This window comes from Streptomyces vastus (assembly GCF_039532825.1).
Taxonomy (GTDB): Bacteria; Actinomycetota; Actinomycetes; order Streptomycetales; family Streptomycetaceae; genus Streptomyces; species Streptomyces vastus.
On sequence record NZ_BAAASJ010000059.1, the window covers coordinates 1 to 22,220 of the forward strand.

General features: G+C 69.2%; 23 protein-coding genes. 10 read left to right on the forward strand and 13 right to left on the reverse strand.

Annotated features, from left to right (window positions below):
- Positions 1–415: 415 nt before the first annotated feature.
- Positions 416–1,057: a DNA-3-methyladenine glycosylase gene (locus ABD357_RS24335; protein WP_344392875.1), complete on the reverse strand. Its 642-nt coding sequence runs from the start codon at positions 1,055–1,057 to the stop codon at positions 416–418.
- A 174-nt stretch (positions 1,058–1,231) separates the two neighbouring features.
- On the opposite strand from ABD357_RS24335, the gene ABD357_RS24340 reads away from it, so the two are divergent.
- The 3 genes from ABD357_RS24340 to ABD357_RS24350 all read left to right on the forward strand — a co-directional run bounded on the left by ABD357_RS24340 (position 1,232) and on the right by ABD357_RS24350 (position 3,259).
- Positions 1,232–2,017 (forward strand): sporulation protein, encoded by a 786-nt coding sequence (locus ABD357_RS24340; RefSeq protein ID WP_344392877.1) that lies wholly within the window; start codon positions 1,232–1,234, stop codon positions 2,015–2,017.
- A gap of 50 nt (positions 2,018–2,067) precedes the next feature.
- Entirely contained in the window at positions 2,068–2,607 is a 540-nt protein-coding gene (locus tag ABD357_RS24345) for a YbhB/YbcL family Raf kinase inhibitor-like protein (protein ID WP_344392878.1), read from the forward strand.
- A gap of 145 nt (positions 2,608–2,752) precedes the next feature.
- Positions 2,753–3,259 (forward strand): HNH endonuclease, encoded by a 507-nt coding sequence (locus tag ABD357_RS24350; RefSeq protein ID WP_344392879.1) that lies wholly within the window; start codon positions 2,753–2,755, stop codon positions 3,257–3,259.
- Between the two features lie 70 nt (positions 3,260–3,329).
- Here ABD357_RS24350 and ABD357_RS24355 read toward each other — a convergent pair whose 3' ends face one another.
- The 3 genes from ABD357_RS24355 to ABD357_RS24365 all read right to left on the reverse strand — a co-directional run bounded on the left by ABD357_RS24355 (position 3,330) and on the right by ABD357_RS24365 (position 5,692).
- Positions 3,330–4,265, reverse strand: a complete 936-nt coding sequence (locus ABD357_RS24355; RefSeq protein ID WP_344392881.1) for an SPFH domain-containing protein — start codon at positions 4,263–4,265, stop codon at positions 3,330–3,332.
- A 131-nt stretch (positions 4,266–4,396) separates the two neighbouring features.
- Positions 4,397–4,828: an NfeD family protein gene (locus ABD357_RS24360; protein ID WP_344392882.1), complete on the reverse strand. Its 432-nt coding sequence runs from the start codon at positions 4,826–4,828 to the stop codon at positions 4,397–4,399.
- A gap of 72 nt (positions 4,829–4,900) precedes the next feature.
- Complete coding sequence (locus tag ABD357_RS24365) at positions 4,901–5,692, reverse strand: ABC transporter ATP-binding protein (RefSeq protein WP_033318092.1); 792 nt, start codon at positions 5,690–5,692, stop codon at positions 4,901–4,903.
- A 121-nt stretch (positions 5,693–5,813) separates the two neighbouring features.
- Between ABD357_RS24365 and ABD357_RS24370 the strand changes: the two genes are divergently transcribed.
- The gene (locus tag ABD357_RS24370) at positions 5,814–6,593 is read left to right on the forward strand and encodes a hypothetical protein (protein ID WP_344392885.1); all 780 of its coding nucleotides are present in this window, start codon (positions 5,814–5,816) and stop codon (positions 6,591–6,593) included.
- A gap of 253 nt (positions 6,594–6,846) precedes the next feature.
- Here the strand turns inward: ABD357_RS24370 and ABD357_RS24375 are convergent, their stop codons facing one another.
- The 3 genes from ABD357_RS24375 to ABD357_RS24385 form a co-directional block, all read right to left on the reverse strand.
- On the reverse strand, positions 6,847–7,089 hold the full coding sequence (locus ABD357_RS24375; protein ID WP_344392887.1) for a chaplin: 243 nt from the start codon (positions 7,087–7,089) through the stop codon (positions 6,847–6,849).
- Between the two features lie 183 nt (positions 7,090–7,272).
- Positions 7,273–7,914 carry a response regulator gene (locus ABD357_RS24380; RefSeq protein ID WP_344392889.1) on the reverse strand — a complete coding sequence of 214 codons (642 nt, stop codon included), beginning with the start codon at positions 7,912–7,914 and terminating at the stop codon, positions 7,273–7,275.
- Positions 7,907–9,052 (reverse strand): GAF domain-containing sensor histidine kinase, encoded by a 1,146-nt coding sequence (locus ABD357_RS24385; protein ID WP_344392890.1) that lies wholly within the window; start codon positions 9,050–9,052, stop codon positions 7,907–7,909. Before ABD357_RS24385 ends, ABD357_RS24380 begins: the two co-directional genes overlap by 8 nt.
- Before the next feature lie 190 nt (positions 9,053–9,242).
- Between ABD357_RS24385 and ABD357_RS24390 the strand changes: the two genes are divergently transcribed.
- The 3 genes from ABD357_RS24390 (at position 9,243) to ABD357_RS24400 (ending at position 12,182) form a co-directional block, all read left to right on the forward strand.
- Positions 9,243–9,938 (forward strand): SDR family NAD(P)-dependent oxidoreductase, encoded by a 696-nt coding sequence (locus tag ABD357_RS24390; RefSeq protein ID WP_344392891.1) that lies wholly within the window; start codon positions 9,243–9,245, stop codon positions 9,936–9,938.
- Positions 9,935–11,050 (forward strand): S-adenosylmethionine:tRNA ribosyltransferase-isomerase, encoded by a 1,116-nt coding sequence (locus tag ABD357_RS24395; RefSeq protein WP_344392893.1) that lies wholly within the window; start codon positions 9,935–9,937, stop codon positions 11,048–11,050. Before ABD357_RS24390 ends, ABD357_RS24395 begins: the two co-directional genes overlap by 4 nt.
- A 298-nt stretch (positions 11,051–11,348) precedes the next feature.
- A complete protein-coding gene (locus ABD357_RS24400) occupies positions 11,349–12,182 on the forward strand; it encodes a transglycosylase SLT domain-containing protein (RefSeq protein WP_344392895.1) in 834 nt (277 codons plus the stop codon).
- A gap of 105 nt (positions 12,183–12,287) precedes the next feature.
- Here the strand turns inward: ABD357_RS24400 and ABD357_RS24405 are convergent, their stop codons facing one another.
- Positions 12,288–14,840 (reverse strand): ABC transporter ATP-binding protein/permease, encoded by a 2,553-nt coding sequence (locus ABD357_RS24405; RefSeq protein ID WP_425584981.1) that lies wholly within the window; start codon positions 14,838–14,840, stop codon positions 12,288–12,290.
- A gap of 230 nt (positions 14,841–15,070) precedes the next feature.
- Between ABD357_RS24405 and ABD357_RS24410 the strand changes: the two genes are divergently transcribed.
- Together ABD357_RS24410 and serB are read left to right on the forward strand one after the other, a co-directional pair.
- Positions 15,071–16,894 (forward strand): streptophobe family protein, encoded by a 1,824-nt coding sequence (locus ABD357_RS24410; RefSeq protein WP_344392896.1) that lies wholly within the window; start codon positions 15,071–15,073, stop codon positions 16,892–16,894.
- Between the two features lie 151 nt (positions 16,895–17,045).
- A complete protein-coding gene (gene serB, locus ABD357_RS24415) occupies positions 17,046–18,251 on the forward strand; it encodes a phosphoserine phosphatase SerB (RefSeq protein ID WP_344392898.1) in 1,206 nt (401 codons plus the stop codon).
- Between the two features lie 163 nt (positions 18,252–18,414).
- Here the strand turns inward: serB and ABD357_RS24420 are convergent, their stop codons facing one another.
- The 4 genes from ABD357_RS24420 to ABD357_RS24435 form a co-directional block, all read right to left on the reverse strand.
- The gene (locus tag ABD357_RS24420; protein WP_344392899.1) at positions 18,415–18,933 is read right to left on the reverse strand and encodes a SixA phosphatase family protein; all 519 of its coding nucleotides are present in this window, start codon (positions 18,931–18,933) and stop codon (positions 18,415–18,417) included.
- A 77-nt stretch (positions 18,934–19,010) separates the two neighbouring features.
- Complete coding sequence (locus ABD357_RS24425; protein ID WP_344392900.1) at positions 19,011–19,226, reverse strand: hypothetical protein; 216 nt, start codon at positions 19,224–19,226, stop codon at positions 19,011–19,013.
- Between the two features lie 189 nt (positions 19,227–19,415).
- On the reverse strand, positions 19,416–19,532 hold the full coding sequence (locus ABD357_RS24430) for an SGM_5486 family transporter-associated protein (protein WP_344392901.1): 117 nt from the start codon (positions 19,530–19,532) through the stop codon (positions 19,416–19,418).
- Between the two features lie 63 nt (positions 19,533–19,595).
- Complete coding sequence (locus ABD357_RS24435; RefSeq protein ID WP_344392902.1) at positions 19,596–20,969, reverse strand: CynX/NimT family MFS transporter; 1,374 nt, start codon at positions 20,967–20,969, stop codon at positions 19,596–19,598.
- Between the two features lie 61 nt (positions 20,970–21,030).
- On the opposite strand from ABD357_RS24435, the gene ABD357_RS24440 reads away from it, so the two are divergent.
- Entirely contained in the window at positions 21,031–21,720 is a 690-nt protein-coding gene (locus ABD357_RS24440) for a FadR/GntR family transcriptional regulator (RefSeq protein ID WP_344392903.1), read from the forward strand.
- An 18-nt stretch (positions 21,721–21,738) separates the two neighbouring features.
- Here ABD357_RS24440 and ABD357_RS24445 read toward each other — a convergent pair whose 3' ends face one another.
- A complete protein-coding gene (locus tag ABD357_RS24445) occupies positions 21,739–22,089 on the reverse strand; it encodes a hypothetical protein (RefSeq protein ID WP_344392904.1) in 351 nt (116 codons plus the stop codon).
- Positions 22,090–22,220: the final 131 nt, after the last annotated feature.

Below are 22,220 nucleotides of genomic sequence, written 5' to 3' on the forward strand. Positions count from 1 at the left end.
AGACGGGGTATCAACATATCTGGCGTTGATTTTTGGCACGCTGTTGAGTTCTCAAGGAACGGACGCTTCCTTTGTACTCACCCGAGATCCCAGATCTCGTAGCTTTCCTCCGGGCGCTTCCCTTCGGTGTTTCCAACGTTACCAGATCATTTCGGATCCGATTCCCCGTCGGAGGGGATTTGCCATTAGGCTCCAAGGTCTCCCTCGCGGCCTTTCGACATTCACCACGTTAACGGATCCTCCCCGGCAACTCATAATCGAGTCCCGCGAGTTCGAATTACGGCACGCGGACGTGCCGAACTCACCCTCGCTGAGAGGAAGTCGTAGGTAGTGGGTTGGCCGCTTCCGGCTGCTGGCTGAACGCCGTACCCGGTTCAAGCGGCTCGGGCTACGTTACGGATCTCCCACAGGCGCGTCAAGTTCGGCGACGACGGGGCGTATGGGCCCGGTAAGGGCTCACCGTCGGATCGTCGGCGATCCAGAAGCGCCAGGGGTGGACGCCTCCGTCGCCGGCCACGCCGGTGCGTGGACCGTTGCGCACCTGGTCGGGGCGTACGGGTATGCCGGTGAGAAGCGTCAACGGGGAGCCCTCGGGGGCGCAGGCGTCCGTGCCGTCCAGGGCTCTGTCGACGCCCAGAGCCGTGGCCAGGCGGGCGGGGCCTTTGGCCAGTTCCTTGTCGTATCGGGCCGAAAGTCGACGTTTGCGGGCAAGTTCTACACCCTCGGTGATCTCTCCGGCGCGGAGCAGAACTGCGCTTGCCCTGCCCTCCGGACCGCACACCAGGTTCATGCAGTGCCACATGCCATAGGTGAAGTAGACGTACACATGGCCGGGCGGACCGAACATCACGTCATTGCGGGCGGTGCGGCCCCGATACGCGTGGGAGCCGGGGTCGTTCGGGCCGTCGTAGGCCTCCACCTCCGTAAGGCGGAGCGCGATCGGTCCGTCCGGGGTGGTGCGCACGAGGATGCGTCCCAGGAGGTCGGGGGCAACGCCCAGGACGGGGCGGTCGAAGAACTCCCGGGGCAGGGGCGTACGGTCGGGGGCCGCGATCATGGCGTACGAGCGTAGTGGAAACGTGTGACGCTGAGCGGGGTGGCCAGGGAACTGCTGTCTTGCCAGGGTGGGGCTTGCCAGGGGTGAAACGGCGCGGAACCGGACACGTCCGGATCGCGTGTGTAGGGATCAAGGAACCGGACAGAGACAGGCGTTGCCTGAGGAGGAAAAGACATGGGGTTCAAGCGGCTGCTTGCGAGCCTTGGGGCCGGTGGGGCTTCGGTCGAGACGGAACTGACCGAGGTGAATGTCGTTCCCGGCGGCGTCGTTCAGGGCGAGGTTCGGATCCAGGGCGGGTCCGTGAAGCAGGAGATCGAGGGGCTCTCCGTTGGGCTTCAGGCCCGGGTCGAGGTGGAGGGGCAGAACGACCAGGAGTTCCAGCAGAACATGGAGTTCACGAAGATGCGGCTCGGCGGTGCCTTCGAGCTGCAGGCGAATGCGGTGCACGCGGTGCCGTTCGGGCTGGAGATCCCGTGGGAGACGCCGATCACGACCATTGACGGTCAGCCGCTGCGCGGTATGAACATCGGTGTGACCACGGAGCTCGAGATCGCGCGTGCCGTGGACTCCGGTGACCTGGACCCGATCAGTGTGCATCCGCTGCCGGCGCAGCAGGCGATTCTGAACGCCTTCATTCAGCTGGGCTTCCGGTTCAAGAGCGCGGACATGGAGCGTGGGCACATCCGGGGTACGCGGCAGAAGCTGCCGTTCTACCAGGAGATCGAGTTCTTCCCGCCGCAGCAGTACCGCGGGCTCAACCAGGTCGAGTTGAGCTTCGTCGCCGATCAGCGCGAGATGGACGTCGTCCTGGAGATGGACAAGAAGCCGGGTCTGTTCAGTGAGAGCAGCGACACGTTCCGGTCGTTCAAGGTGGGGCTGAACGACTTCCAGGGGACCGACTGGGCGGCGTACCTCAACCAGTGGCTGTCCGAGGTCGGTAGCCGCCGGAACTGGTTCTAGGCTCGGGATCGAAAGACTCCATCGAGCAGAACCGATCAGGAGGTGCCGAGGTGACCGAGTCCAAGAGGCCGCCGCTTCCCCATGACTTCCATCCGACCGTGCCGTCGTTCCCGGTGACGAGCGAGGATGTCGAGCCGGGCGCTGTGCTGAAGGACGCTCAGGTCTATGCGGCCGGGAACACCTCGCCGCATCTGCGCTGGGAGGGCTTCCCGCCGGAGACCAAGAGCTTCGCCGTGACGTGCTTCGACCCCGACGCCCCTACGGGGAGCGGGTTCTGGCACTGGGTCGTGTTCGACATCCCGGCCTCGGTCACCGAGCTGCCGGTGGGTGCGGGCAGCGGCAAGTTCGAGGGGTTGCCGGAAGGCGCGGTGCAGGCGCGTAACGACTACGGGACGAAGGACTTCGGCGGTGCCGCGCCGCCGCCCGGCGACCCGGCGCACCGTTACGTCTTCACCGTGTACGCGGTGGATCAGGAGAAGCTCGGTCCTGACGCGGACGCAACCCCGGCTTTCGTGGGCTTCAACTTGCGTTTCCATACGCTGGCGCGGGCGCAGCTCATCGCCGAGTACGCGGCGCCCGCGGAGAGCTGAGCGTTCACGGAACGTTTGCCCGCCTCTGGTCTTGGAATTGATCAGAGGCGGGCATTTTTTATTGCGTTGTCCATCTCGGCGTGCCCGGCCAGAGTTGATCCAAGCCCGCCAGGGGGTGGGCCGGTGCGCATAGGAGGTGGGCTGGATGCGGGACACGCTGGTGCTGAACGCTAGCTTCGAGCCGCTGTCGACGGTGACGTTGAATCGAGCCGTCGTTCTGGTGCTGCAGGACAAGGCTGTCGTCGAGCAGGCCCACCCCGAACTGCGTATGCGCGGAGCCGTGGTCGACATACCCGCGCCCCGGGTGATCAGGCTGTGCCGCTATGTGAGGGTGCCCTTTCGAAGACAAGCTCCTTGGTCGAGGCGCGGTGTTCTGGTCCGCGACCGGCACAAGTGCGCGTACTGCGGCAGGCGGGCGACGACCGTGGACCATGTGGTGCCGCGGGCGCAGGGTGGCACGGACTCCTGGCTGAACACCGTGGCCTCGTGTGCGGAGGACAACCACCGCAAGGCGAACCGGACTCCGGAGCAGGCGGGTATGCCGCTGCTGCGGGAGCCGTTCGAGCCGACGCCGGCGGATGCGATGCTGCTGGCGCTGGGCCGGGACGAGTTCGACGCGCTGCCGGAGTGGCTGGCTCAGCCGGCAGCGTAGGCCGTACGTGACTGGGGCCCGCCTCCCGAGGGAGGTGGGCCCCTTCACATGCGTACGACTTCGTACGACGTCAGTCGGTGACCGTTGGCTTTTCGAGTCGCTCTGTGCCTCCGCCGCCCGAGTTGCCGCCCATCGGACCGAAGTTGCCCATCGCGCCGCTCAGTCCCTTGAGGGCATCGCCGATTTCGCTGGGGACGATCCACAGCTTGTTGGCGTCGCCTTCGGCGATCTTGGGGAGCATCTGGAGGTACTGGTAGGCGAGGAGCTTCTGGTCCGCGTCGCCGGCGTGGATGGACTCGAAGACCGTACGGATCGCCTGGGCCTCGCCCTCGGCGCGCAGTGCGGCGGCCCTGGCCTCACCTTCGGCGCGCAGGATCGCGGACTGCTTCTCACCTTCGGCGGTGAGGATCTGCGACTGGCGGATACCTTCGGCGGTGAGGATCGCGGCGCGCTTGTCACGGTCGGCGCGCATCTGCTTCTCCATCGAGTCCTGGATGGAGGTGGGCGGCTCGATGGCCTTGAGCTCAACGCGGTTGACGCGGATGCCCCATTTGCCGGTGGCCTCGTCGAGGACCCCGCGCAGCGCCGCGTTGATCTCCTCGCGGGAGGTCAGAGTCCGCTCCAGGTCCATGCCGCCGATGATGTTCCGGAGGGTTGTGACGGTGAGCTGCTCGATGGCCTGGATGTAGCTGGCGACTTCGTACGTGGCCGCGCGGGCGTCGGTGACCTGGTAGTAGATGACCGTGTCGATGTTGACGACCAGGTTGTCCTGGGTGATCACCGGTTGCGGCGGGAAGGGCACGACCTGCTCGCGGAGGTCGATGCGGTTGCGGATCGAGTCGATGAACGGGACGACGATGTTCAGGCCCGCGTTGAGAGTGCGCGTGTAGCGGCCGAAGCGCTCGACGATTGCGGCGCTGGCCTGTGGGATGACTTGGATGGTTTTGATCAGCGCGATGAAGACCAACACCACCAGAATGATCAGGACGATGATGATCGGTTCCATCGTGGCTCCCCGTACCCTTCTCCGCCTCGGCGTTCCGGAAGATCTTGTGATTGTTGAAGATCTTGCTGGACGAGTGTGTCAGACCACAACTCTCCACGTGCAGCGTTCCGGCCATGCGACTCCGCGTGACGTCACATGACGATCGCCGTGGCACCTTCGATGTCCACGACATCGACCTCCTGGCCGGCTTCGTAGGTCCGGCCGGTGTCGAGGGCACGCGCGGACCAGACTTCCCCGGCGAGCTTGACCCGCCCTCCGGAGCCGTCGACCCGCTCCAGGACGACTGCCTGTTTGCCCTTCAACGCGTCTATGCCCGTGGCCAGTTGGGGCATCTGGGCGCGCTGTCGGGCCGCGATGGGGCGTACGACGGCGAGGAGCGCGACCGAGACCGCGACGAAGACCAGGACCTGGAGAACCACACCGCCCCCGAGCCCCGCGGTCAGGGCGCCCGCCACAGCGCCGACGGCGAACATTCCGAACTCCGGCATCGCGGTCACGACGAGCGGGATTCCGAGCCCGGCCGCGCCGATCAACCACCACACCCATGCGTCGATGTCGTCCACATGGTCATGGTAGGACCGCAGGTCGGCTCGCCGACAGGGCGCCGATCAACTTGGCACAGGCGTTCGAGCCCGTCAGGACAGGGGCAGGCCCTGCGCCGTCCAGCGGTCGCCGACCTGCTCGACGACGAGCGGGAGGCCGAAGCACAAGGACAGGTTGCGGGAGGTGAGTTCGAGCTCCAGCGGGCCCGCGGCGAGCACCTTGCCCTGACGGATCATCAGGACGTGCGTGAAGCCCGGCGCGATCTCCTCGACATGGTGCGTGACCATGATCATCGAGGGGGCGATCGGGTCGCGGGCGAGACGGCCGAGACGGCGCACGAGGTCCTCGCGGCCCCCGAGGTCGAGGCCCGCGGCGGGCTCGTCGAGGAGCAGCAGTTCGGGGTCGGTCATCAGGGCGCGGGCGATCATGGTGCGCTTGCGTTCGCCCTCGGAGAGCGTGCCGAACTTGCGGTCCAGGTAGTCACTCATGCCGAGGCGGTCGAGGAAGGCGCGGGCGCGCTGCTCGTCGATGTCCTCGTAGTCCTCGTGCCAGCCGGCGGTCATCCCGTACGCAGCGGTCAGCACGGTCTGCAGGACCGTCTGGCGCTTGGGGAGCTTCTCCGCCATGGCGATGCCGGCCATGCCGATGCGGGGGCGCAGCTCGAAGACGTCGACCTTGCCGAGGGTGTCGCCGAGGATGGTCGCGGTGCCGCTGCTGGGGAAGAGATAGCTGGACGCGATGTTCAGAAGGGTCGTTTTTCCGGCACCATTCGGACCGAGGATGACCCAGCGCTCTCCCTCTTTGACCGACCAGGAGACCTGGTCCACCAGAGCCCGGCCCTCCCGGACCACGGATACGTCCTCCAGCTCCAGAACATCGCTCATGAGCGCGCTGTCTCCCATTGCAGTCTCGGCCGTCGCTTACGTCTGTGGACGCAGCCCCCAGGGAAAACCTACGCCACCGGTCCCCCGCACCTTTCCATCGGCCGGTCCTTAGGGTGGGGGCATGCTCTCGGAACCACGCTCAGGACGGCTGGCCGCATGGGGAAATGCCCTGTTGGCCGGGTTTGTTTCGCCGGACGACGCGGTCCTCGCCGTCGTCGGTGAGGACGCCCTGCACCGGGTCGAGGGGCTGCCCGGCGAGACGGGGCCCATCGGGCTCACGCTCGCGCTGGGGCGGCTGCGCGGGCTCGGTGTGACCGGGCTTCGGGTCGCGCTGCCCGCGCCGGGGCATCCGCTAGGGCTGAGTGGGCCGCCGGAATTCAACGCGCGGGCGTTGGACGCGGAGGAGGCGGTCGTCTGTCACGGTGCCGCGCTGGGGCTGGTGCCCGAGGTGTTCGAGGCCGGCGCTGAAGGCGACATACATGTGGAGGTCGTCTGGCACTGTCTGGCGGTGCGGGAGGCGCCGCCCGCCGATGTACCGTCCCTCGGCGAGGCCGAGCGGGAGCTCGCGGAGGCGCTGCGCGAGGCCACGGACATGCTGTCGCGGCTCGATGTGGCCGCTTCGGGTCCTGTCGCGGAGGCGGCGATCGACGCGTACCGGGCGCGGGCCGAGCGCGGTGGCGAAGTGCTGGCTCCTGGCTATCCGCCGCGTGCGGTACGGGTGTTGGAGCTGGCGCAGCGTGTGGGGTTGCTCATCTCGGTGGCGTATGAGAACGGCCATGGCGGAGCGGTGAGCGCCTCGGAGATGACTGCGCGCTCCGAGGCGCTGCGGCCGGTCGAGCGGACGGCTCGGCGGGCGCAGGTGGCGGCGTACAACGCGTTCGTGGAGGAACGAGGGCGGTAGCGCTCCGCTGGGGGTGCGGTTTGAAGGTGCGGGTTCGTTGTGGCTTGTCGCGCAGTTCCCCGCGCCCCTGAGGGGCTGAAGTGCGGTTCGAAACTGCAGGTCCATCGTGGCTTGTCGCGCAGTTCCCCGCGCCCCTAGAGGGCGCTGGTTGCGCCCACGCGGCAAGCAGTGCGGGGGGTGACGAAAAAGTGTGCGGACCGGCCCCCCAGGGGGTGCCTGGGAGGCCGGTGGTCACTGCTGACCCGGGAGTGTGTCAGCCGTTGAAGCCGTCGTTGGCGAACGCCGGGTTCAGGATGCCGACGACGTTCGCGGTGTTGCCGACCGCGTTCACGTCGACGTCGACCGGGGCCTGGACGAGGTTGCCCGAGGCGATGCCCGGCGAGCCCACGGCCTGGCCGGAGGCGTGCGCATCGGTGGCGGACGCGAAGCCGGCACCGGCGGCAACCAGGCCACCGGCCATCATCGTGACGGCTGCGGCCTTCTTCAGGTTCTTCACTTTTCTCAAGCCCTCCCTTGTGGTCACTGCGGCAGGCGCCGCAGCACGCACTGGAGAACGCGTCGGATCCCCGGAGGATGCGCCATTTGGGGGACATTCCCACGACGGTATGAATCTCAGCCCGGAACGGAACCCTCCATATTGTCGTCAGGGAATCGTCAAGTAAGCGTGCCGGAGCGGGAATCAGCCGGTCACCCCATGGCGTACGGCCCACAGGGCGGCCTGCGTGCGGTCGGCGAGGTCGAGCTTCATCAGGATGTTCGAGACGTGCGTCTTGACCGTCTTCTCGGAGAGGACGAGGGCGCGGGCTATCTCACGGTTGGAGCGGCCGTCGGCGATCAGGCCGAGCACCTCCCGCTCCCGCTCGGTGAGTGAACCGCCTCTCCCCTGACCGAGGTTGGAGTCCTCCTGGGACAGCAGCGCGTCGGCCACCTCGGGTTGCAGAAGTATGTGTCCCGCGTGGACGGAGCGGATGGCTCCGGCCAGGGCGTCGGGGTCCACGTCCTTGTAGACGTATCCGGCGGCGCCGGCGCGCAGGGCCGGGACGACTGTGCGCTGCTCGGTGAAGCTGGTGACGATGAGCACGCGCGCGGGGTTGTCGAGTTCGCGCAGCCTGCGCAGGGCCGCGACGCCGTCCATACCCGGCATCTTGACGTCCATGAGGACGACGTCGGGCTTCAACTCCTCAGCTTGATCCACCCCTTCGGTGCCGTCGGACGCCTCTCCCACGACCTCGATGTCGTCCTGTATCTCCAGAAAGGTGCGCAGTCCGCGGCGGACCACTTGGTGGTCGTCGACGAGCAGCACCTTGATTGCGTCAGCCACCGGGGACCTCCATCTCGATCGTGGTGCCTTTTCCGGGCGCCGATTCCACGGTCAGCCGGCCGCCGACTCCGCTCGCCCTATCGCGCATGGACACCAAGCCCAGGTGGCGTCCCGCGCGCCGTATCGCCTGGGGATCGAAGCCGCTGCCGTCGTCGGTGACCCGCAGGGCCACTCCCGGGCCGCACTTGCCGAGAGTGACGTCGACGTGGGCCGCTCCTGAGTGCCGCAGCGCGTTGTGCAGGGCCTCCTGGGCGACGCGCAGTATCGCCTCCTCCTGGGCCGAGGGCAGGGCGCGTACGCCTCGGCCGGTGAAGGTCACGCGTGCGGCGTGGGCGCGGTCGAGGACCTGGATCTGGGTGCGCAGCGTGGCCACCAGGCCGTCTTCGTCGAGGGCCGCGGGGCGCAACTCGATGACGGCGGCGCGCAGTTCGTCTGCGGCTTCCGCGGCGAGCGCGGCCACCTGCTGGAGTTCGCCCTTGGCACGGCCGGGGTCGCGGTCGACGAGGGTGGCCGCGGCCTGGGCGGTCAGGCGCAGGGAGAACAGCTTCTGGCTGACGGCGTCGTGCAGTTCGTGCGCGAGGCGGGAGCGCTCCTCGGCGATGGTGAGCTCGCGGCTGCGCTCGTACAGGCGGGCGTTCGTGAGCGCGATCGCGGCGTGCTGGGCGAGGATCGCCAGGAGTTCCTCGTCCTCCTCGGTGAAGCCGCAGCCGCCCTCCGGCTTCGGACACCGCTTGTTGGCGAGGAAGAGGATGCCGATGACCTCGTCGCCGTCTCGGATGGGCAGGCCCAGGAAGTCGGCGAGCTCGGGGTGGGCGCTCGGCCAGCCCTCGAAGCGGGGGTCCTTGCGTACGTCGGCAAGGCGCTCGGGCCTGGCCTCGTGGAGCATCGATGCCAGGATGCCGTGCTGGCGCGGCAGCGGGCCGATGGCCTTCCACTGGGCATCGCTCACGCCGTCCACCACGAACTGGGCGAAGCCGCCGTGGTCGTCGGGAACGCCGAGCGCCGCGTACTCGGCGTCGAGCAGCTCGCGGGCCGAGGCGACGATCGTCTTGAGGACGTCGCGCACCTCCAGATGCCTGCTCATGGCCAGCAGCGCGGAACTCACCGCGGCCAGGCCCGACCGGGGTCCTTGACTCATGACCTCAACGTACCCGCCGGGTCTGACAGCCCGTATCGGACCTGTGGCGGCCCCTGACTAGGGCGGTGGGCCTAGGGCAAAGGGCCCCGGATCATTGCGGCTCGCGTCCGAGGCGGCGGGGGCGGTCCCGTTTCTACGTTGAAGGCAGCCGCCGGGAATGGCGGTCCTGCGGGACGAGGGGACGGTTGGCATGCCGGTAGCGATCATCACGGGGGCTTCGAAGGGGCTGGGGCGGGCGCTCGCCGAAGCCCTGGCGGAGCGCGGCTGGGATCTGGTGCTCGACGCCAGGACGCCGGAGGTGCTCCAGGAGACGGCCGCGGCGCTCGGCAAGCACGGGACACGGGTGGAGGCGCTGCCCGGGGACGTCACGGATGCGGCGCACCGTACCGCGCTGGTGGCGGCGGCACAGCGGCTCGGTGGTGTCGATCTGCTGGTGAACAACGCGAGCGCGCTCGGCGCCGAACCCCTCGTACGCCTGGAGAACCTGGCGCTGGACGGCCTGAGGCAGGCGCTGGAGGTCAACGTGGTCGCGGCGCTCGGCCTCATCCAGGAGGCGCTGCCGCCACTGCGGGCCTCGGCGGCGGGGACGGTCATCGACATCAGCTCGGACGCGGCGGCCGAGGCGTACGAGACCTGGGGCGGCTACGGGGCGTCGAAGGCGGCCCTCGACCATGTCTCGGCGGTGCTCGCCGAGGAGGAGCCCGGGCTGCGGGTCTGGGCGGTCGATCCGGGGGACCTGAACACGGATCTGTACGCGGCAGCCGTTCCGGACGACGAGGACCCTCGGCCGGCGCCCGCGAGTGTCATCCCGGGGTTTCTGCGGCTGCTCGACGAGCGACCGGCCAGCGGCCGCTATGCGGCGCCCTCGATGGTGGGGGCGCGATGACGACCGTTGTAGAGGTTCCGGACGAGTTGCTGGCCCGGCTCCCGGTCGAGCAGCGAGGCCTCGGGCTCGACCGGGACGGGGTGCGGTTGCTCGTCTCGCGTGGGGCGGAGGAGGTGTCGCATCACGCGTTCGTGGAGTTGCCGGGGCTGTTGCGGGCCGGGGATCTGCTGGTCGTGAACACGTCGTCGACGCTGGCGGCGGCGGTGGACGGCCGGCTCGGGCACGCGCGCGTGGTGGTGCATTTCTCCACACGGGGCGAGGACGGACGGTGGGCCGTTGAGCTGCGGGATCCCGACGGAACGGGCTCCACGCGCGCGCGTGCGGGAGGACCCGCGGGTACGGAGGTGCGCCTCCCAGGTGACGTACGACTCGTCCTGGAGGAGCCCCTCACCACGCGGAGCCCCCGGCTGTGGTGGGCGCGAGTGTCGGAACCGGACGTCCCGGGGTTACTGCGGCGGCACGGGCGGCCCATTCGGTACTCCTACACGGAGCGGGACCAGCCCTTGTCGGTGTACCAGACCGTGTTCGCGCTGCCGTCCGCGGACGGTTCGGGCAGCGCGGAGATGCCGAGTGCCGCCCGGCCCTTCACTCCGCGTCTGGTGGCGGAGCTGGTGAGCCGGGGCGTGCAGTTCGCCCCGATCACGCTGCACACCGGAGTCGCGTCGGCGGAGGCGCACGAGCCGCCGTATCCGGAGCGGTTCGCGGTGCCCGAGGCGTCGGCTCGGCTGCTCAACGCGGCCAGGGCAGGAGACGGCAGGGTGATCGCGGTCGGTACGACGGCCGTGCGGGCGGTGGAGTCCGCGGTCGGCCCCGACGGGGTGGTGCGGGCAGCGGAGGGCTGGACCGATGTCGTTGTGACGCCGGAGCGTGGCGTGCGGGTGGTCGACGGGCTCCTCACCGGGCTGCACGAACCGGAGGCCTCGCATCTGCTGATGCTGGAGGCGATCGCGGGACCGGCGGCGATCCGGCACAGCTATGACGAGGCCTTGCGCGGCCGCTACCTGTGGCACGAGTTCGGCGACATGCATCTCGTCCTGCCGTCCGAGATGTCTGTGGGTCGGCAGAGGTCCGAGAACCCTCACACAGAGCATTGCGCCAGCAACTGCCGGTGAGACTGCTACGCGCCAGATGTGAGCCCTCGCATAGGACGCACGTCACGTACGAAGGCCGCTAGGAGGTACAAACACCCCATACGAGCGGGGAAGACGTTCCAGTCTGCCCCGTTTTGCCCTTTAGGGGTCCACTACCCAGGGTCGTACGTCACACCTTTGCCACAGGATTTTGCGACCGCTAAGAATGGCTGCCGTCGCTCGACGCCGCGGGTTTTCGCCCGCGGCGTTGTGCCGGAACCAGCAATGTCCCCTCCGGCCCGAGAGCGACCTCCGCGCTATTCGAAGAGGTCCTTCAGTCATGCCCAAGTACACCGACGGTTCCGGCCATCGCCCCGCCCTCGCCAAGCTGACCGAGCTCACCCAGCAGACCAGGACGAAGCTGACCCACACCGGGCAGAAGCTGAACACCACCAGGCAGAAGCTGGCCAAGAAGCATCAGCTCGGGATCGCCGGTGTCGCCGGTCTCGGTGCCGCGGCCGTCGCGCTCTCCCTCGTACCGGGCGGCGGCTCCGAGGCGAGTACCACCGAGTCCGTCTCCGCCTCCTCGGTGGCCTTCAGCTCCCGGCAGGTCGAGGAGGTGAAGGGCGGCGTCGAGAAGCAGCTGAACGACGCCCTCACGCAGGCCAAGGCCGCCGCCGACAAGAAGAAGGCCGACGCCGAGGCCGCCGCGAAGAAGGCGGCTGCGGACGCCAGGGCGAAGGCCGCCGCGGAAGCCGCCAAGCAGAAGGCCGAGCAGGCGCGCAAGGCGAAGGAGGCCGCGAGCCGGTCCGCCCAGCGCGCCCAGGCCAAGCCGGTGGCCGCGAAGACCTACCCGAACAACCTCGACGGCTGGATCCGCGAGTCGCTCGACGTCATGAAGAAGAACGGCATCCCGGGCTCGTACGACGGCATCAAGCGCAACATCCTGCGTGAGTCCTCGGGCGACCCGAAGGCCATCAACAACTGGGACATCAACGCCATCAACGGTGTCCCGTCCAAGGGCCTGCTGCAGGTGATCCCGCCGACCTTCCAGGCGTACCACGTCGCGGGCACGTCCTGGAACATCTACGACCCGGTCGCCAACATCACCGCCGCCTGCAACTACGCGGCCGACCGCTACGGCTCCATGGACAACGTCAACGGCGCGTACTGAGTCCCGCGCGGACCTCTGGTCTCAGTACAGACGGCGAGGCGCGGCATCCCCTACGGGGTGCCGCGCCTCGTTCGTGCACAGGAGCCGGTTACTGCACCGGGTCCCTTACTTACGCATGACCTCGGGCTCGTGGCGGCGCAGGAAGCGGGCCACGAAGAAGCCGCAGATGACGCCGAGGGCGATCAGCGCGGCCATGTCCATGCCCCAGGCCGAGGCCGTGTGCTCCCACAGCGGGTCCGTGTTGCCCGGGTCGTCGGTGTTCGGGCTGATCCTGTTGAAGTCCAGCGTGGTACCGGCTGCGGCGACAGCCCAGCGCGAAGGCATCAGATACGAGAACTCGTTGACGCCGAGCGTGCCGTGCAGGATGAACAGGCAGCCGGTGAACACGACCTGGACGATCGCGAACATCACCAACAGCGGCATCGTTTTCTCGGAGGTCTTCACCAGCGAGGAGATGACCAGGCCGAACATCATCGAGGAGAAGCCCAGCGCCATGATCGGAATGGAGAGCTCGAGCATCACGGCGAGCTTGCCGGTGCCGAAGATCAGGGCCTCGTCGGGGATCGTCCGGCTGGAGAAGCCGATCGCGCCGACCATGGCGCCCTGCAGCACCGTGATCACACCGAGGACGATCACCTTGGACATCAGATACGCGGAGCGCGACAGGCCGGTCGCCCGCTCCCGCTCGTAGATGACCCGTTCCTTGATCAGCTCGCGGACGGAGTTGGCGGCGCCCGCGAAGCACGCGCCGACCGCGAGGATCAACAGGACTGTGGTGGCCGTGCCGTTCGGGATGATTCTGCCGGTCTTCGGGTTCTCGTTGACCAGCAGGGTCTTGTCCGGGTCGATGAGCAGGCTCACCGCGCCGAGCACCGCCGGCAGGATCACCGTCAGCGCCAGGAAGCCCTTGTCGGACGCGATCACCGACACATAGCGGCGGATCAGGGTGAACAACTGCGAGCCCCAGCCCTGGGGCTTCGGTGGACGCATCGACTGGGCGGGCGGCATCTGCGTCGACTGCGCGGCGACGGCGTCGATGTCCGCGGCGTACATCTGGTAGTGCTGCGAGCCCTTCCAGCGGCCCGCCCAGTCGTAGTCGCGGTAGTTCTCGAAGGCGGAGAAGACATCGGCCCAAGTGTCGTAGCCGAAGAAGTTCAGGGCTTCCTCGGGCGGGCCGAAGTAAGCCACCGAACCGCCGGGCGCCATGACCAGAAGCTTGTCGCAGATCGCCAGTTCGGCCACGGAGTGCGTGACGACCAGGACCGTACGGCCGTCGTCGGCGAGGCCGCGCAGCAGCTGCATGACGTCGCGGTCCATGCCCGGGTCGAGACCGGAGGTCGGCTCGTCCAGGAAGATCAGCGACGGCTTGGTGAGCAGCTCCAGGGCCACCGAGACGCGCTTGCGCTGGCCACCGGAGAGCGAGGTGACCTTCTTCTCCTTGTGGATGTCCAGCTTGAGCTCGCGCAGCACCTCGTCGATACGGGCCTCGCGCTCGGCGCCCGTGGTGTCCGCGGGGAAGCGCAGCTTGGCCGCGTACTTGAGCGCCTTCTTGACGGTCAGCTCCTTGTGCAGGATGTCGTCCTGCGGGACCAGACCGATGCGCTGGCGCAGCTCGGCGAACTGCTTGTAGAGATTCCGGTTGTCGTAGAGGACGTCGCCCTGGTTGGCGGGGCGGTAGCCCGTGAGTGCCTTCAGGAGCGTCGACTTGCCGGAGCCGGACGGGCCGATGACCGCGATGAGCGACTTCTCCGGTACGCCGAAGGAGACGTCCTTGAGGATCTGCTTGCCGCCGTCGACCGTCACCGTCAGATGGCGGGCGGAGAAGGAGATTTCACCGGTGTCGACGAACTCCTCGAGGCGGTCGCCGACGAGGCGGAACGTCGAGTGGCCGACACCGACGATGTCGTTCGGGCCGAGCAGCGCGGAGCCGCCCTTGGCGATCGGCATGCCGTTGACGTACGTGCCGTTGTGCGAGCCGAGGTCGCGGATCTCATAGCGGCCGTCGGGCGTCGCGTGGAACTCGGCGTGGTGGCGGGAGACTTGCAGGTCGGAGACGACCAGCTCGTTCTCCAGCGCACGGCCGATGCGCATCACACGGCCGAGGGCCAGCTGGTGGAAGGTGGTGGGGCTGCGGTCGCCGTAGACCGGCGGCGCCCCCGCGCCACCACCGGGAACCTTCTGTGCGTACGACTCCGACGGGCCCTGTTGCGGGACTTGCGGCGACTGCTGCCAGCCCTGCTGCGGGGACTGCTGCTGCGGCGGCGCCTGCTGGGCCGCCCAGCCGGCCGCTCCCGCGCCCTGAGCGGCGTACGGCTGCTGCTGGGGCTGCGCCTGCGGTGCTGCCGAGGACGCGCCGGCGCCCGAGACGTTCACACGCGGGCCGTCGTTCGCGTTGCCGAGGTGCACGGACGAACCCGGACCGATCTCCATATGGTGGATCCGCTGGCCCTGCACAAAGGTGCCGTTGGTGCTGCCGTGGTCCTCTATGACCCAACTGCGGCCGTTGAAGCTGATCGTGGCATGACGCCAGGACACCCTGGCGTCGTCGAGCACGATGTCCCCCTGCGGATCGCGTCCGAGGGCGTATGGCCTGGACGCATCGAGCGTCCAGGTCCGTCCATTCAATTCCAGTACGAGTTCCGGCACTCCATGCCCCACGTGAGTTGTCCCCCGAGTTACCCCCATCACAGGGAGTCTAGGGATGTCGAACATCGGGGGGAACTATTTCAGGACGACCCCTCTGACCGAAAGTCGGGCCTTGTGATGACCGTGTACGGGCGGCTTGTCCGTTTGCGTTGACTGTGTTCAAACCGACCCGGAGAGTGGTAATCCCACGCGAGGGGGACATCCACGGTGGAGACATCGCGGCGCGGAGTCGGGGGGCTGACGTGAGCTACGAGACCGCGAGGGACGGCAGGCGACTGCCGGTGGGCGATGTGCTGTTGTCCGCGATCGCCGCTGTGAGCTGGGCGTTGATCGGGATGGCGGGCGTGGCCGCGTTGGGGCTGCATCTGCTGGAGGCGGACGCGTCGGGCTCGCTCGGGACGATGACCGCGGCTGTGGTGGCGCTCGGGGCGGGTGGTTCGGTGACGCCGTCCGGCGATGTGTCGGCCTTCGGCCTCGAGGGCGCCGAGGCGGAGACCGCCCTACAGATCACGCCACTCGGAGTGAGCCTTGTGGGTGCGCTTCTGCTGGCCTGGTTCTTCCTGCGCTCCTTGCGCGGAGCGGGAGTTGTGATCTCACCCGGTGAACTCGCGGCGCGTGCGGGCGCTGTGGTGGTGCTCTTCGTGGCGACGCTGGGCGGGCTCGCCTGGGCCGGTCACGACGTGATCACGATTGACGGCGGCTCGCTCGGGCTCGACCAACTGCCGGGTGGCGGGCTGCCGGACGACGTCGAGGTGCCCGGGCTCGGTGACATCGGGGGGCTGCTCCCCGACCGGCTCGGAGACCTCGCGGACGCCAACGCGAAGGTCGGCTTCACCGTCGACACCGTGCCGACACTGCTCGGTGGTGCGGTGTGGGTGCTCGGCGTTCTGCTGATCGCGCTGCTGGCCTCGCGCCGTACGCCGCTGCCGCGCGGCTGGGAGGCCATGCACCGGCTGGTACGGCCGGCCGCGTCCGCGCTGGTCACGGTGCTTCTGGTGGCGGTTCTCGCGGGGTTCGCGGCGGCGGCGTACGCGGCGATCGGCGACGACCATCCGAAACGGATCGCGGGCGCCGCCCTGCTCGGAGCGCCCAACGGTGTGTGGCTGGGCGTCCCGATCGGGCTCTTCGTACCGTGGGACGGCTCGGCCTCGGGCGGGCTCGTCCAGTTCCTGCCCGCCCCGCTGGACGAGCTGCTGAGCTTGTCCTCCGACCAGCCCGTCACTCTCGGACGGCTGGCCGAACTGGACGGCCGGGTCTGGCTGTTGGGGGTCGCGACCGCGTTGATGATGCTGTACGCGGGCGTGCTGACCGCGGTGCGTACGCCGTTCGTACGTGAGCGGGGGGCCGCCCTCGGTTTCGCGGGGCGCTGTGCGCTGCGGCTGGCGATCGTGACGGCGCTCGCGCTGCCGCTGCTGGCCTGGCTGACGGAGGTGTCCGTGGACGCCTCGCTGTCTGTTCTCGGTGTCGACGCGTTCGACGCCGGCATCGAATTGCACGGGCAGCTGGGCATGGCGCTGCTGCTCGGCGCCTCGTGGGGCGCGGGTGCGGGGGCGGCGGGGGCCCTGCTCGCCTGCGCCAGCGGGGCTGCAGGGCGGCGCGCGGCAGCGCTGGCGCGGGGGGACGCGGACGGACCGACAGAGCTGGCCGGGCCGCCCGGGCCGGTCGAGTCGGGTGAGTCGGGCGCACCGCCGTACGAGGAGGTCCCCGAACAGCCGGGTCCCTACAGTCCCGCCCCCTCTTACCGCCCGGCGAACCCCGACACCAACCCGTATCTGCATCTCCCGGACGGCTTGCGGGACCCCGAGGACGGGCGGCGGCATCCCGGTGCGCGGTCGCCGGATGCCCCGCCTCCTGGTGCTCGGTCCTCCCCTGCCCGACCTCCTGGCGCACAGCCCCCCGGGAACGGGCGCCGACCCGATGTGTACGGCGCCCCCACGGTCGCGGGCCCCTACACCCCACCGCCCGCCCCGAAGCCGCCCTCCGAGCGCGGGCCGTCCCAGGACGGGCCGCCTCCGCCACCGGAGGAGCCGCCGCCTCCGCCCAGGCGGCCTCGCGGACGGCCGTGAGGGGAGGGCTTCGGCATACGTTGGCCGGCGGGCCTCGTGGGCGTCATGGCTCGGGAGTGACGAGGTCACCTGGATGACACCCAGTGTTTCCCGTCCGCTGGGCGGACCGTAGAAGCAGTGGGCGGTGGGTGCCGGTTACTGTGGGAAAACCATGAGCGCTTCGCAGACCTCCGACGCCCCCACCCTCCTCGTCAAGATCTTCGGCAAGGACCGCCCCGGTATCACGGCCGGGCTCTTCGACACCCTCGCCGGCTACTCGGTCGACGTGGTCGACATCGAGCAGGTCGTCACCCGAGGCCGGATCGTGCTGTGCGCGCTCGTGACCCAGCCGCCGGCCGACGTCGAAGGCGAGCTGCGGGCCACGGTGCACAGCTGGGCGGACTCCTTGAAGCTCCAGGCCGAGATCATCTCCGGTCACGGCGACAACCGGCCGCGCGGCCACGGCCGGTCGCTCGTCACCGTGCTCGGGCACCCGCTCACCGCACAGTCGACGGCCGCGATAGCCGCCCGCATCACGGCGACGGGCGGCAACATCGACCGTATCTTCAGGCTCGCCAAGTACCCCGTGACAGCAGTCGAGTTCGCCGTGTCCGGTACGGAGCCCGAGAAGCTGCGGACGGCCCTGGTGACCGAGGCCGCGGCCCTTGGTGTCGATGTCGCGGTCGTCGCGGCCGGACTGCACCGGCGTGCCCAGCGCCTGGTCGTCATGGACGTCGACTCGACGCTGATCCAGGACGAGGTGATCGAGCTCTTCGCCGCCCACGCCGGCTGCGAGGACAAGGTCGCCGAGGTGACGGCGGCGGCGATGCGGGGCGAGCTGGACTTCGAGCAGTCGCTGCACGCGCGCGTGGCACTCCTCGCAGGGCTCGACGGCTCCGTGGTGGACAAGGTGCGCAGCGAGGTGCGGCTGACGCCGGGGGCGCGCACGCTGATCCGTACGCTCAAGCGGCTCGGCTACCAAGTGGGCGTCGTCTCAGGCGGGTTCACGCAGGTGACGGACGACCTCAAGGAGCGGCTCGGGCTCGACTTCGCCCAGGCCAACACGCTGGAGATCGTCGACGGGAAGCTGACGGGCAAGGTCACCGGCGAGATCGTGGACCGCGCGGGCAAGGCAAGGCTGCTGCGCCGGTTCGCCGCCGAGGCGGGCGTACCCCTCGCTCAGACCGTGGCGATCGGTGACGGCGCGAACGACCTCGACATGCTGAACGCGGCCGGTCTCGGCGTCGCCTTCAACGCCAAGCCGGTCGTCCGCGAGGCCGCGCACACCGCCGTGAACGTCCCCTTCCTGGACACCGTCCTGTACCTGCTCGGCGTCACCCGCGAAGAGGTCGAGGCGGCGGACATGCACGTGGACTGAGCGCTCCGCCGGGGCGCTCCGCCAAGAGTGCGGTTCGGAGAGCTCGGCTGGTTCTGCGGTTTGGCGGCTGCGGGTTCGTTGTGGCTGCTCGCGCAGTTCCCCGCGCTGGACACAGACGGGCCCGGCGGTCTTCGCGGTGCCGGGCCCGTCCACGTAGGGCGGGTTATTCGGTCGGCGCCCAGTAGTCGAGCAGCGTGCCCAGGCCGGGCTCCAGGGTTTTCCAGGAGCCGGAGAAGCTGAGCACGGCGAACGCGGCGGTGGGAAAGTCGCGGCTGCTCATCCGCTCACGGGCGTCGCCCTCGGACTGGCCGGCCAGGATGTCGGCGAGGCCCTGTACTCCGGGGTTGTGACCGATCAGGAGTGCGTTCCGCACGTCGTCCGGGGTTTCGTTGAGCACAGCGATGAGCTCGCCTGGCGAGGCCTCGTACAGCCGCTCCTCGTAGACCGTTTTCGGCCGCTGTGGGAACTCCTGAACGGCAAGTTTCCATGTCTCGCGGGTGCGGGTCGCGGTGGAGCAGAGGGCCAGACCGAAGGGGATGCCGGTGTCGGCCAGCTTGCGTCCGGCGACGGCGGCGTCCTTGCGGCCCCGCTCAGCGAGCGGTCGCTCATGGTCGGACACCTGTGGCCAGTCGGCTTTCGCATGCCGGAAGAGGACAATCTTGCGGGGTTCTGCGACGCTCATGGAACCCAGCTTCGCATGAAACACGCCATGGGGCGCAGGGAGTTGGCACGCTGCCCCAACCTGGCGGATCCTCCAGCTCAGGAGCCCTGCCGCAGCACCGTCTGCCGGATGCGCTCGATGAGCTCGCCGACCGCGGGATCGCCGCTCGCCGCATGGGCATCCGCGGGGTTGAGTATCAGCAACAGCAGCACGACGAAAGCGAGCGCGGGCAGGGCGAGGGCCCACCAGGGCAGCCGAACCTCGACGCCGCCCCTGGTCGCCGAGCTGGGCCGGGTCTGCGTACGCGCCGACATGCCGCCTCCGTGGGTCTTCGACTGGTCCGTGGATCCGCGTCCTCGCGGCCACACTTCGAAGCTACGGAATGAAGAGCCCTCAACCCATCCGGTGATCCACCCACTTGACCCTGACACTCACCCCCTAGGGGATGGTGGTGCTAGCCCCACCATCCGCTGACGGGGCCGGGGCGGGGTGAGGCAACGGCATCAGGGCGAAGCGATCGACGCGATGATGCCGATGATCACGAAGATGGCGAAGAAGGCGCCGAAGACGAGCAGCATCTTCTTCTGGCCGTTCTTGGGGTTCGGGTCGAGCACAGGCATACGGCCAGTCTCGCACCCTTCGTCCAGCCCCTGCCGGTGGGGGCGCCCGCAGGTGCGGGCCGGTCAGCGCCGGGCCAGGCGCGCGGTCTCCTCCTCGACGGTGCGGTCGCGACCGGCCAGGAAGCCCACCACGATCTGCGGGATCATCAGGGCCGTCATGAGCCCGAGCGGCAGCCCCCAGCCGCCGCTGTGCTGGTAGAGCACGCCCACCAGGAGCGGGCCGGGGATCGAGATCAGGTAACCGGTGCTCTGCGCGAAGGCCGAGAGCTTCGCGACCCCGGTGCTGGACCGGGTCCGCATGCCGATCAGTGTGAGGGCCAGCGGGAAAGCGCAGTTGGCGATGCCGAGCAGCAGCGCCCAGGCCCAGGCGCCTTCCGCCGGGGCGAGGTAGAGGCCCGCATATCCGGTGAGGCCGCACAGGCCGAGGGCGATCACGATCGGTCCCTGGTGGGGCAGGCGCGTGGCCACCCGCGGGATGACGAACGACAGCGGCACGCCCATCACCATCGTGACGGCGAGGAGCAGTCCGGCCGTGCCCGCCGGAACGCCCGCGTCACGGAAGATCTGCGGCATCCACCCCATCGTGATGTACGCGGCGGTGGCCTGGAGCCCGAAGAAGACGGCGAGCGCCCAGGCGGTACGGCTCCGGGTGATCCGCAGCGCGTCCGGCTCCCGGCGTGCCACGGGAGCCGAGTCCGTGCCAGGTGCCGAAGCCGTGTCGGAGGCCGAGGCCGCGCCTGGAACCGGGGCGGCACCCCGTTCGCGTACGAGAAGCATCCACGGGACCACGGCAAGGGCCGCAAGGCCTGCCCAGACGGCGAGCCCCGACTGCCAACTGCCGCCCAGGGCCCCGGTCATGGGCACCGTCACGGCGGCCGGGGCGGCGGTGCCGAGGGCCATGGCCATGGAGTACAGGCCGGTCATGGAGCCGACCCGGCCCGGGAACCAGCGCTTGACGATCACCGGCATAAGGATGTTGCTGACCGCGATGCCCATGAGTGCGAGGGCGCTCGCTGCGAGGAAGCCCGCCGTGTTGCCGGCGAAGGGCCGGATCGCCAGGCCCGCGGTGATGGCCACCATGCCGGCGCACACCACGGTGCCGGGTCCGAAGCGGCGGGCGAGGCGCGGTGCCATGACGCCGAAGACGGCGAAGCAGAGCGTCGGTACGGACGTGAGAAGTCCGGCGACGCTGCCGCTCATGCCGAGTCCCGCGCGCACCTCTTCGAGGAGGGCACCGAGGCTGGTGATCGCGGGCCGCAGGTTGAGAGCCGTGAGGACGAGGCCGACGATCACCAGGCGCGTCCCCCACGCGCGCGGGGTGGCCTTCGGGGATTCGCCGGCGATTCCGGAGGAACTGCGTAGGGCCATGGGCTGGGATGTGGACGTCGTCGTCCGGGTTTCCGTGCGGGTTTCCTCGCTTGCCATGCTGCCCATCATAGAATCATGGGATGATTGGTTGTCCACCCGGAATCAGCTTCGTTCAGCGCGAAGGAATGCCATGCCCCTGAGCCATCCCCGACGATCGGCGCTGTCCGAGCAGGTCATCGCCGCGCTGCGCGGCCAGATCGCCTCGGGCGAATGGCCCGTCGGCTCCCGCATCCCCACCGAGCCGGAGCTGGTCGAGCAGCTGGGCGTGGCCCGCAACACGGTGCGCGAGGCGGTGCGCGCACTCGCGCACAACGGTCTGCTCGACATCCGCCAGGGATCGGGGACGTACGTCGTGGCGACCAGCGAGCTGGCGGGCGTGATGCACCGCCGCTTCGCGGACGCCGATCCCCGGCACGTCGCCGAGCTGCGCTCCGCGCTGGAGTCGAGCGCCGCGAAGCTGGCCGCCGAGCGCCGCACGGAACGCGACCTGAAGCAGCTGCACGCGCTCCTGGTACGCCGGGAGGAGGCCTGGGAGTCGGGCGACACGGAGGCCTTCGTCGTCGCCGACACGTCGTTCCACATGGCGGTGGTCGCCGCGTCCCACAACGACGTCATGACGGCGATGTACGCGGATCTCGGCGAGGTCGTGCGCGACTGGCTGCGCGAGGACGTGGGCGAGGAGCTGACGCCCGAGACGTACATGGACCACACGCGCCTGCTGGACGCGATCCGCGCAGGCGACGCGGGGGCGGCCGCAACGGAGGCCGCGAGCTATCCGTTCCTGTGCCGTCCGAGGGGTCCTGGCGCCTCCGGAGACTGACGCGTCACCTCTGACGCGTCACTTCTGGTGCGTGGCCCACGCCGAGCGGACCTCCTTCCAGCACCGGCCGGTGAGCCGCACGGTCTGTGTGGGCCCCACCGCGACCGGGGTCCCGTCGCTGTCGATGTCCCACCATCGGTCGCACTCGATGTGCAGGGCGAGCCGGTCGATCTCCGGGTACGGGTTATGGCAGTACGCGGTCACATACGAGCCCTCGACCCTGATGCGGCACTCGGCCCCGAAGGGCCTGTCGACGGGCACGCGCGCGTGGGGTGCCGTTTGCGCGAGGTGCGGGGCATCGCCGTACGCCGGCGTGAGCGGGAGAGCGAGAGCGGCCAGCAGCGGAGCGAAGCGCGGGAAAAGGCGCACAAGGAGGGCCTCCTCTGCCGGGCCGGGGAGGGACGCTCGTGGTGAACGCCTAGTCCAGAGTGCGCAGTTGCCGCCCCCGACCGCCCGGCCGGGTAGGCCGAACGGGTGAATGGGTGAGGGCCCGCGACCTG

What these genes read in the sequence shown, in the direction of transcription:
- ABD357_RS24435 (WP_344392902.1), bottom strand. Translation starts at nt 20,969, where the DNA reads ATGATGGGCAGCATGGCAAGCGAGGAAACCCGCACGGAAACCCGGACG.
- serB (WP_344392898.1), top strand. Translation starts at nt 17,046, where the DNA reads ATGAGCGCTTCGCAGACCTCCGACGCCCCCACCCTCCTCGTCAAGATC.
- ABD357_RS24390 (WP_344392891.1), top strand. Translation starts at nt 9,243, where the DNA reads ATGCCGGTAGCGATCATCACGGGGGCTTCGAAGGGGCTGGGGCGGGCG.
- ABD357_RS24430 (WP_344392901.1), bottom strand. Translation starts at nt 19,532, where the DNA reads ATGCCTGTGCTCGACCCGAACCCCAAGAACGGCCAGAAGAAGATGCTG.
- ABD357_RS24335 (WP_344392875.1), bottom strand. Translation starts at nt 1,057, where the DNA reads ATGATCGCGGCCCCCGACCGTACGCCCCTGCCCCGGGAGTTCTTCGAC.
- ABD357_RS24350 (WP_344392879.1), top strand. Translation starts at nt 2,753, where the DNA reads ATGCGGGACACGCTGGTGCTGAACGCTAGCTTCGAGCCGCTGTCGACG.
- ABD357_RS24370 (WP_344392885.1), top strand. Translation starts at nt 5,814, where the DNA reads ATGCTCTCGGAACCACGCTCAGGACGGCTGGCCGCATGGGGAAATGCC.
- ABD357_RS24340 (WP_344392877.1), top strand. Translation starts at nt 1,232, where the DNA reads ATGGGGTTCAAGCGGCTGCTTGCGAGCCTTGGGGCCGGTGGGGCTTCG.
- ABD357_RS24425 (WP_344392900.1), bottom strand. Translation starts at nt 19,226, where the DNA reads ATGTCGGCGCGTACGCAGACCCGGCCCAGCTCGGCGACCAGGGGCGGC.
- ABD357_RS24395 (WP_344392893.1), top strand. Translation starts at nt 9,935, where the DNA reads ATGACGACCGTTGTAGAGGTTCCGGACGAGTTGCTGGCCCGGCTCCCG.
- ABD357_RS24420 (WP_344392899.1), bottom strand. Translation starts at nt 18,933, where the DNA reads ATGAGCGTCGCAGAACCCCGCAAGATTGTCCTCTTCCGGCATGCGAAA.
- ABD357_RS24385 (WP_344392890.1), bottom strand. Translation starts at nt 9,052, where the DNA reads ATGAGTCAAGGACCCCGGTCGGGCCTGGCCGCGGTGAGTTCCGCGCTG.
- ABD357_RS24440 (WP_344392903.1), top strand. Translation starts at nt 21,031, where the DNA reads ATGCCCCTGAGCCATCCCCGACGATCGGCGCTGTCCGAGCAGGTCATC.
- ABD357_RS24355 (WP_344392881.1), bottom strand. Translation starts at nt 4,265, where the DNA reads ATGGAACCGATCATCATCGTCCTGATCATTCTGGTGGTGTTGGTCTTC.
- ABD357_RS24400 (WP_344392895.1), top strand. Translation starts at nt 11,349, where the DNA reads ATGCCCAAGTACACCGACGGTTCCGGCCATCGCCCCGCCCTCGCCAAG.
- ABD357_RS24365 (WP_033318092.1), bottom strand. Translation starts at nt 5,692, where the DNA reads ATGAGCGATGTTCTGGAGCTGGAGGACGTATCCGTGGTCCGGGAGGGC.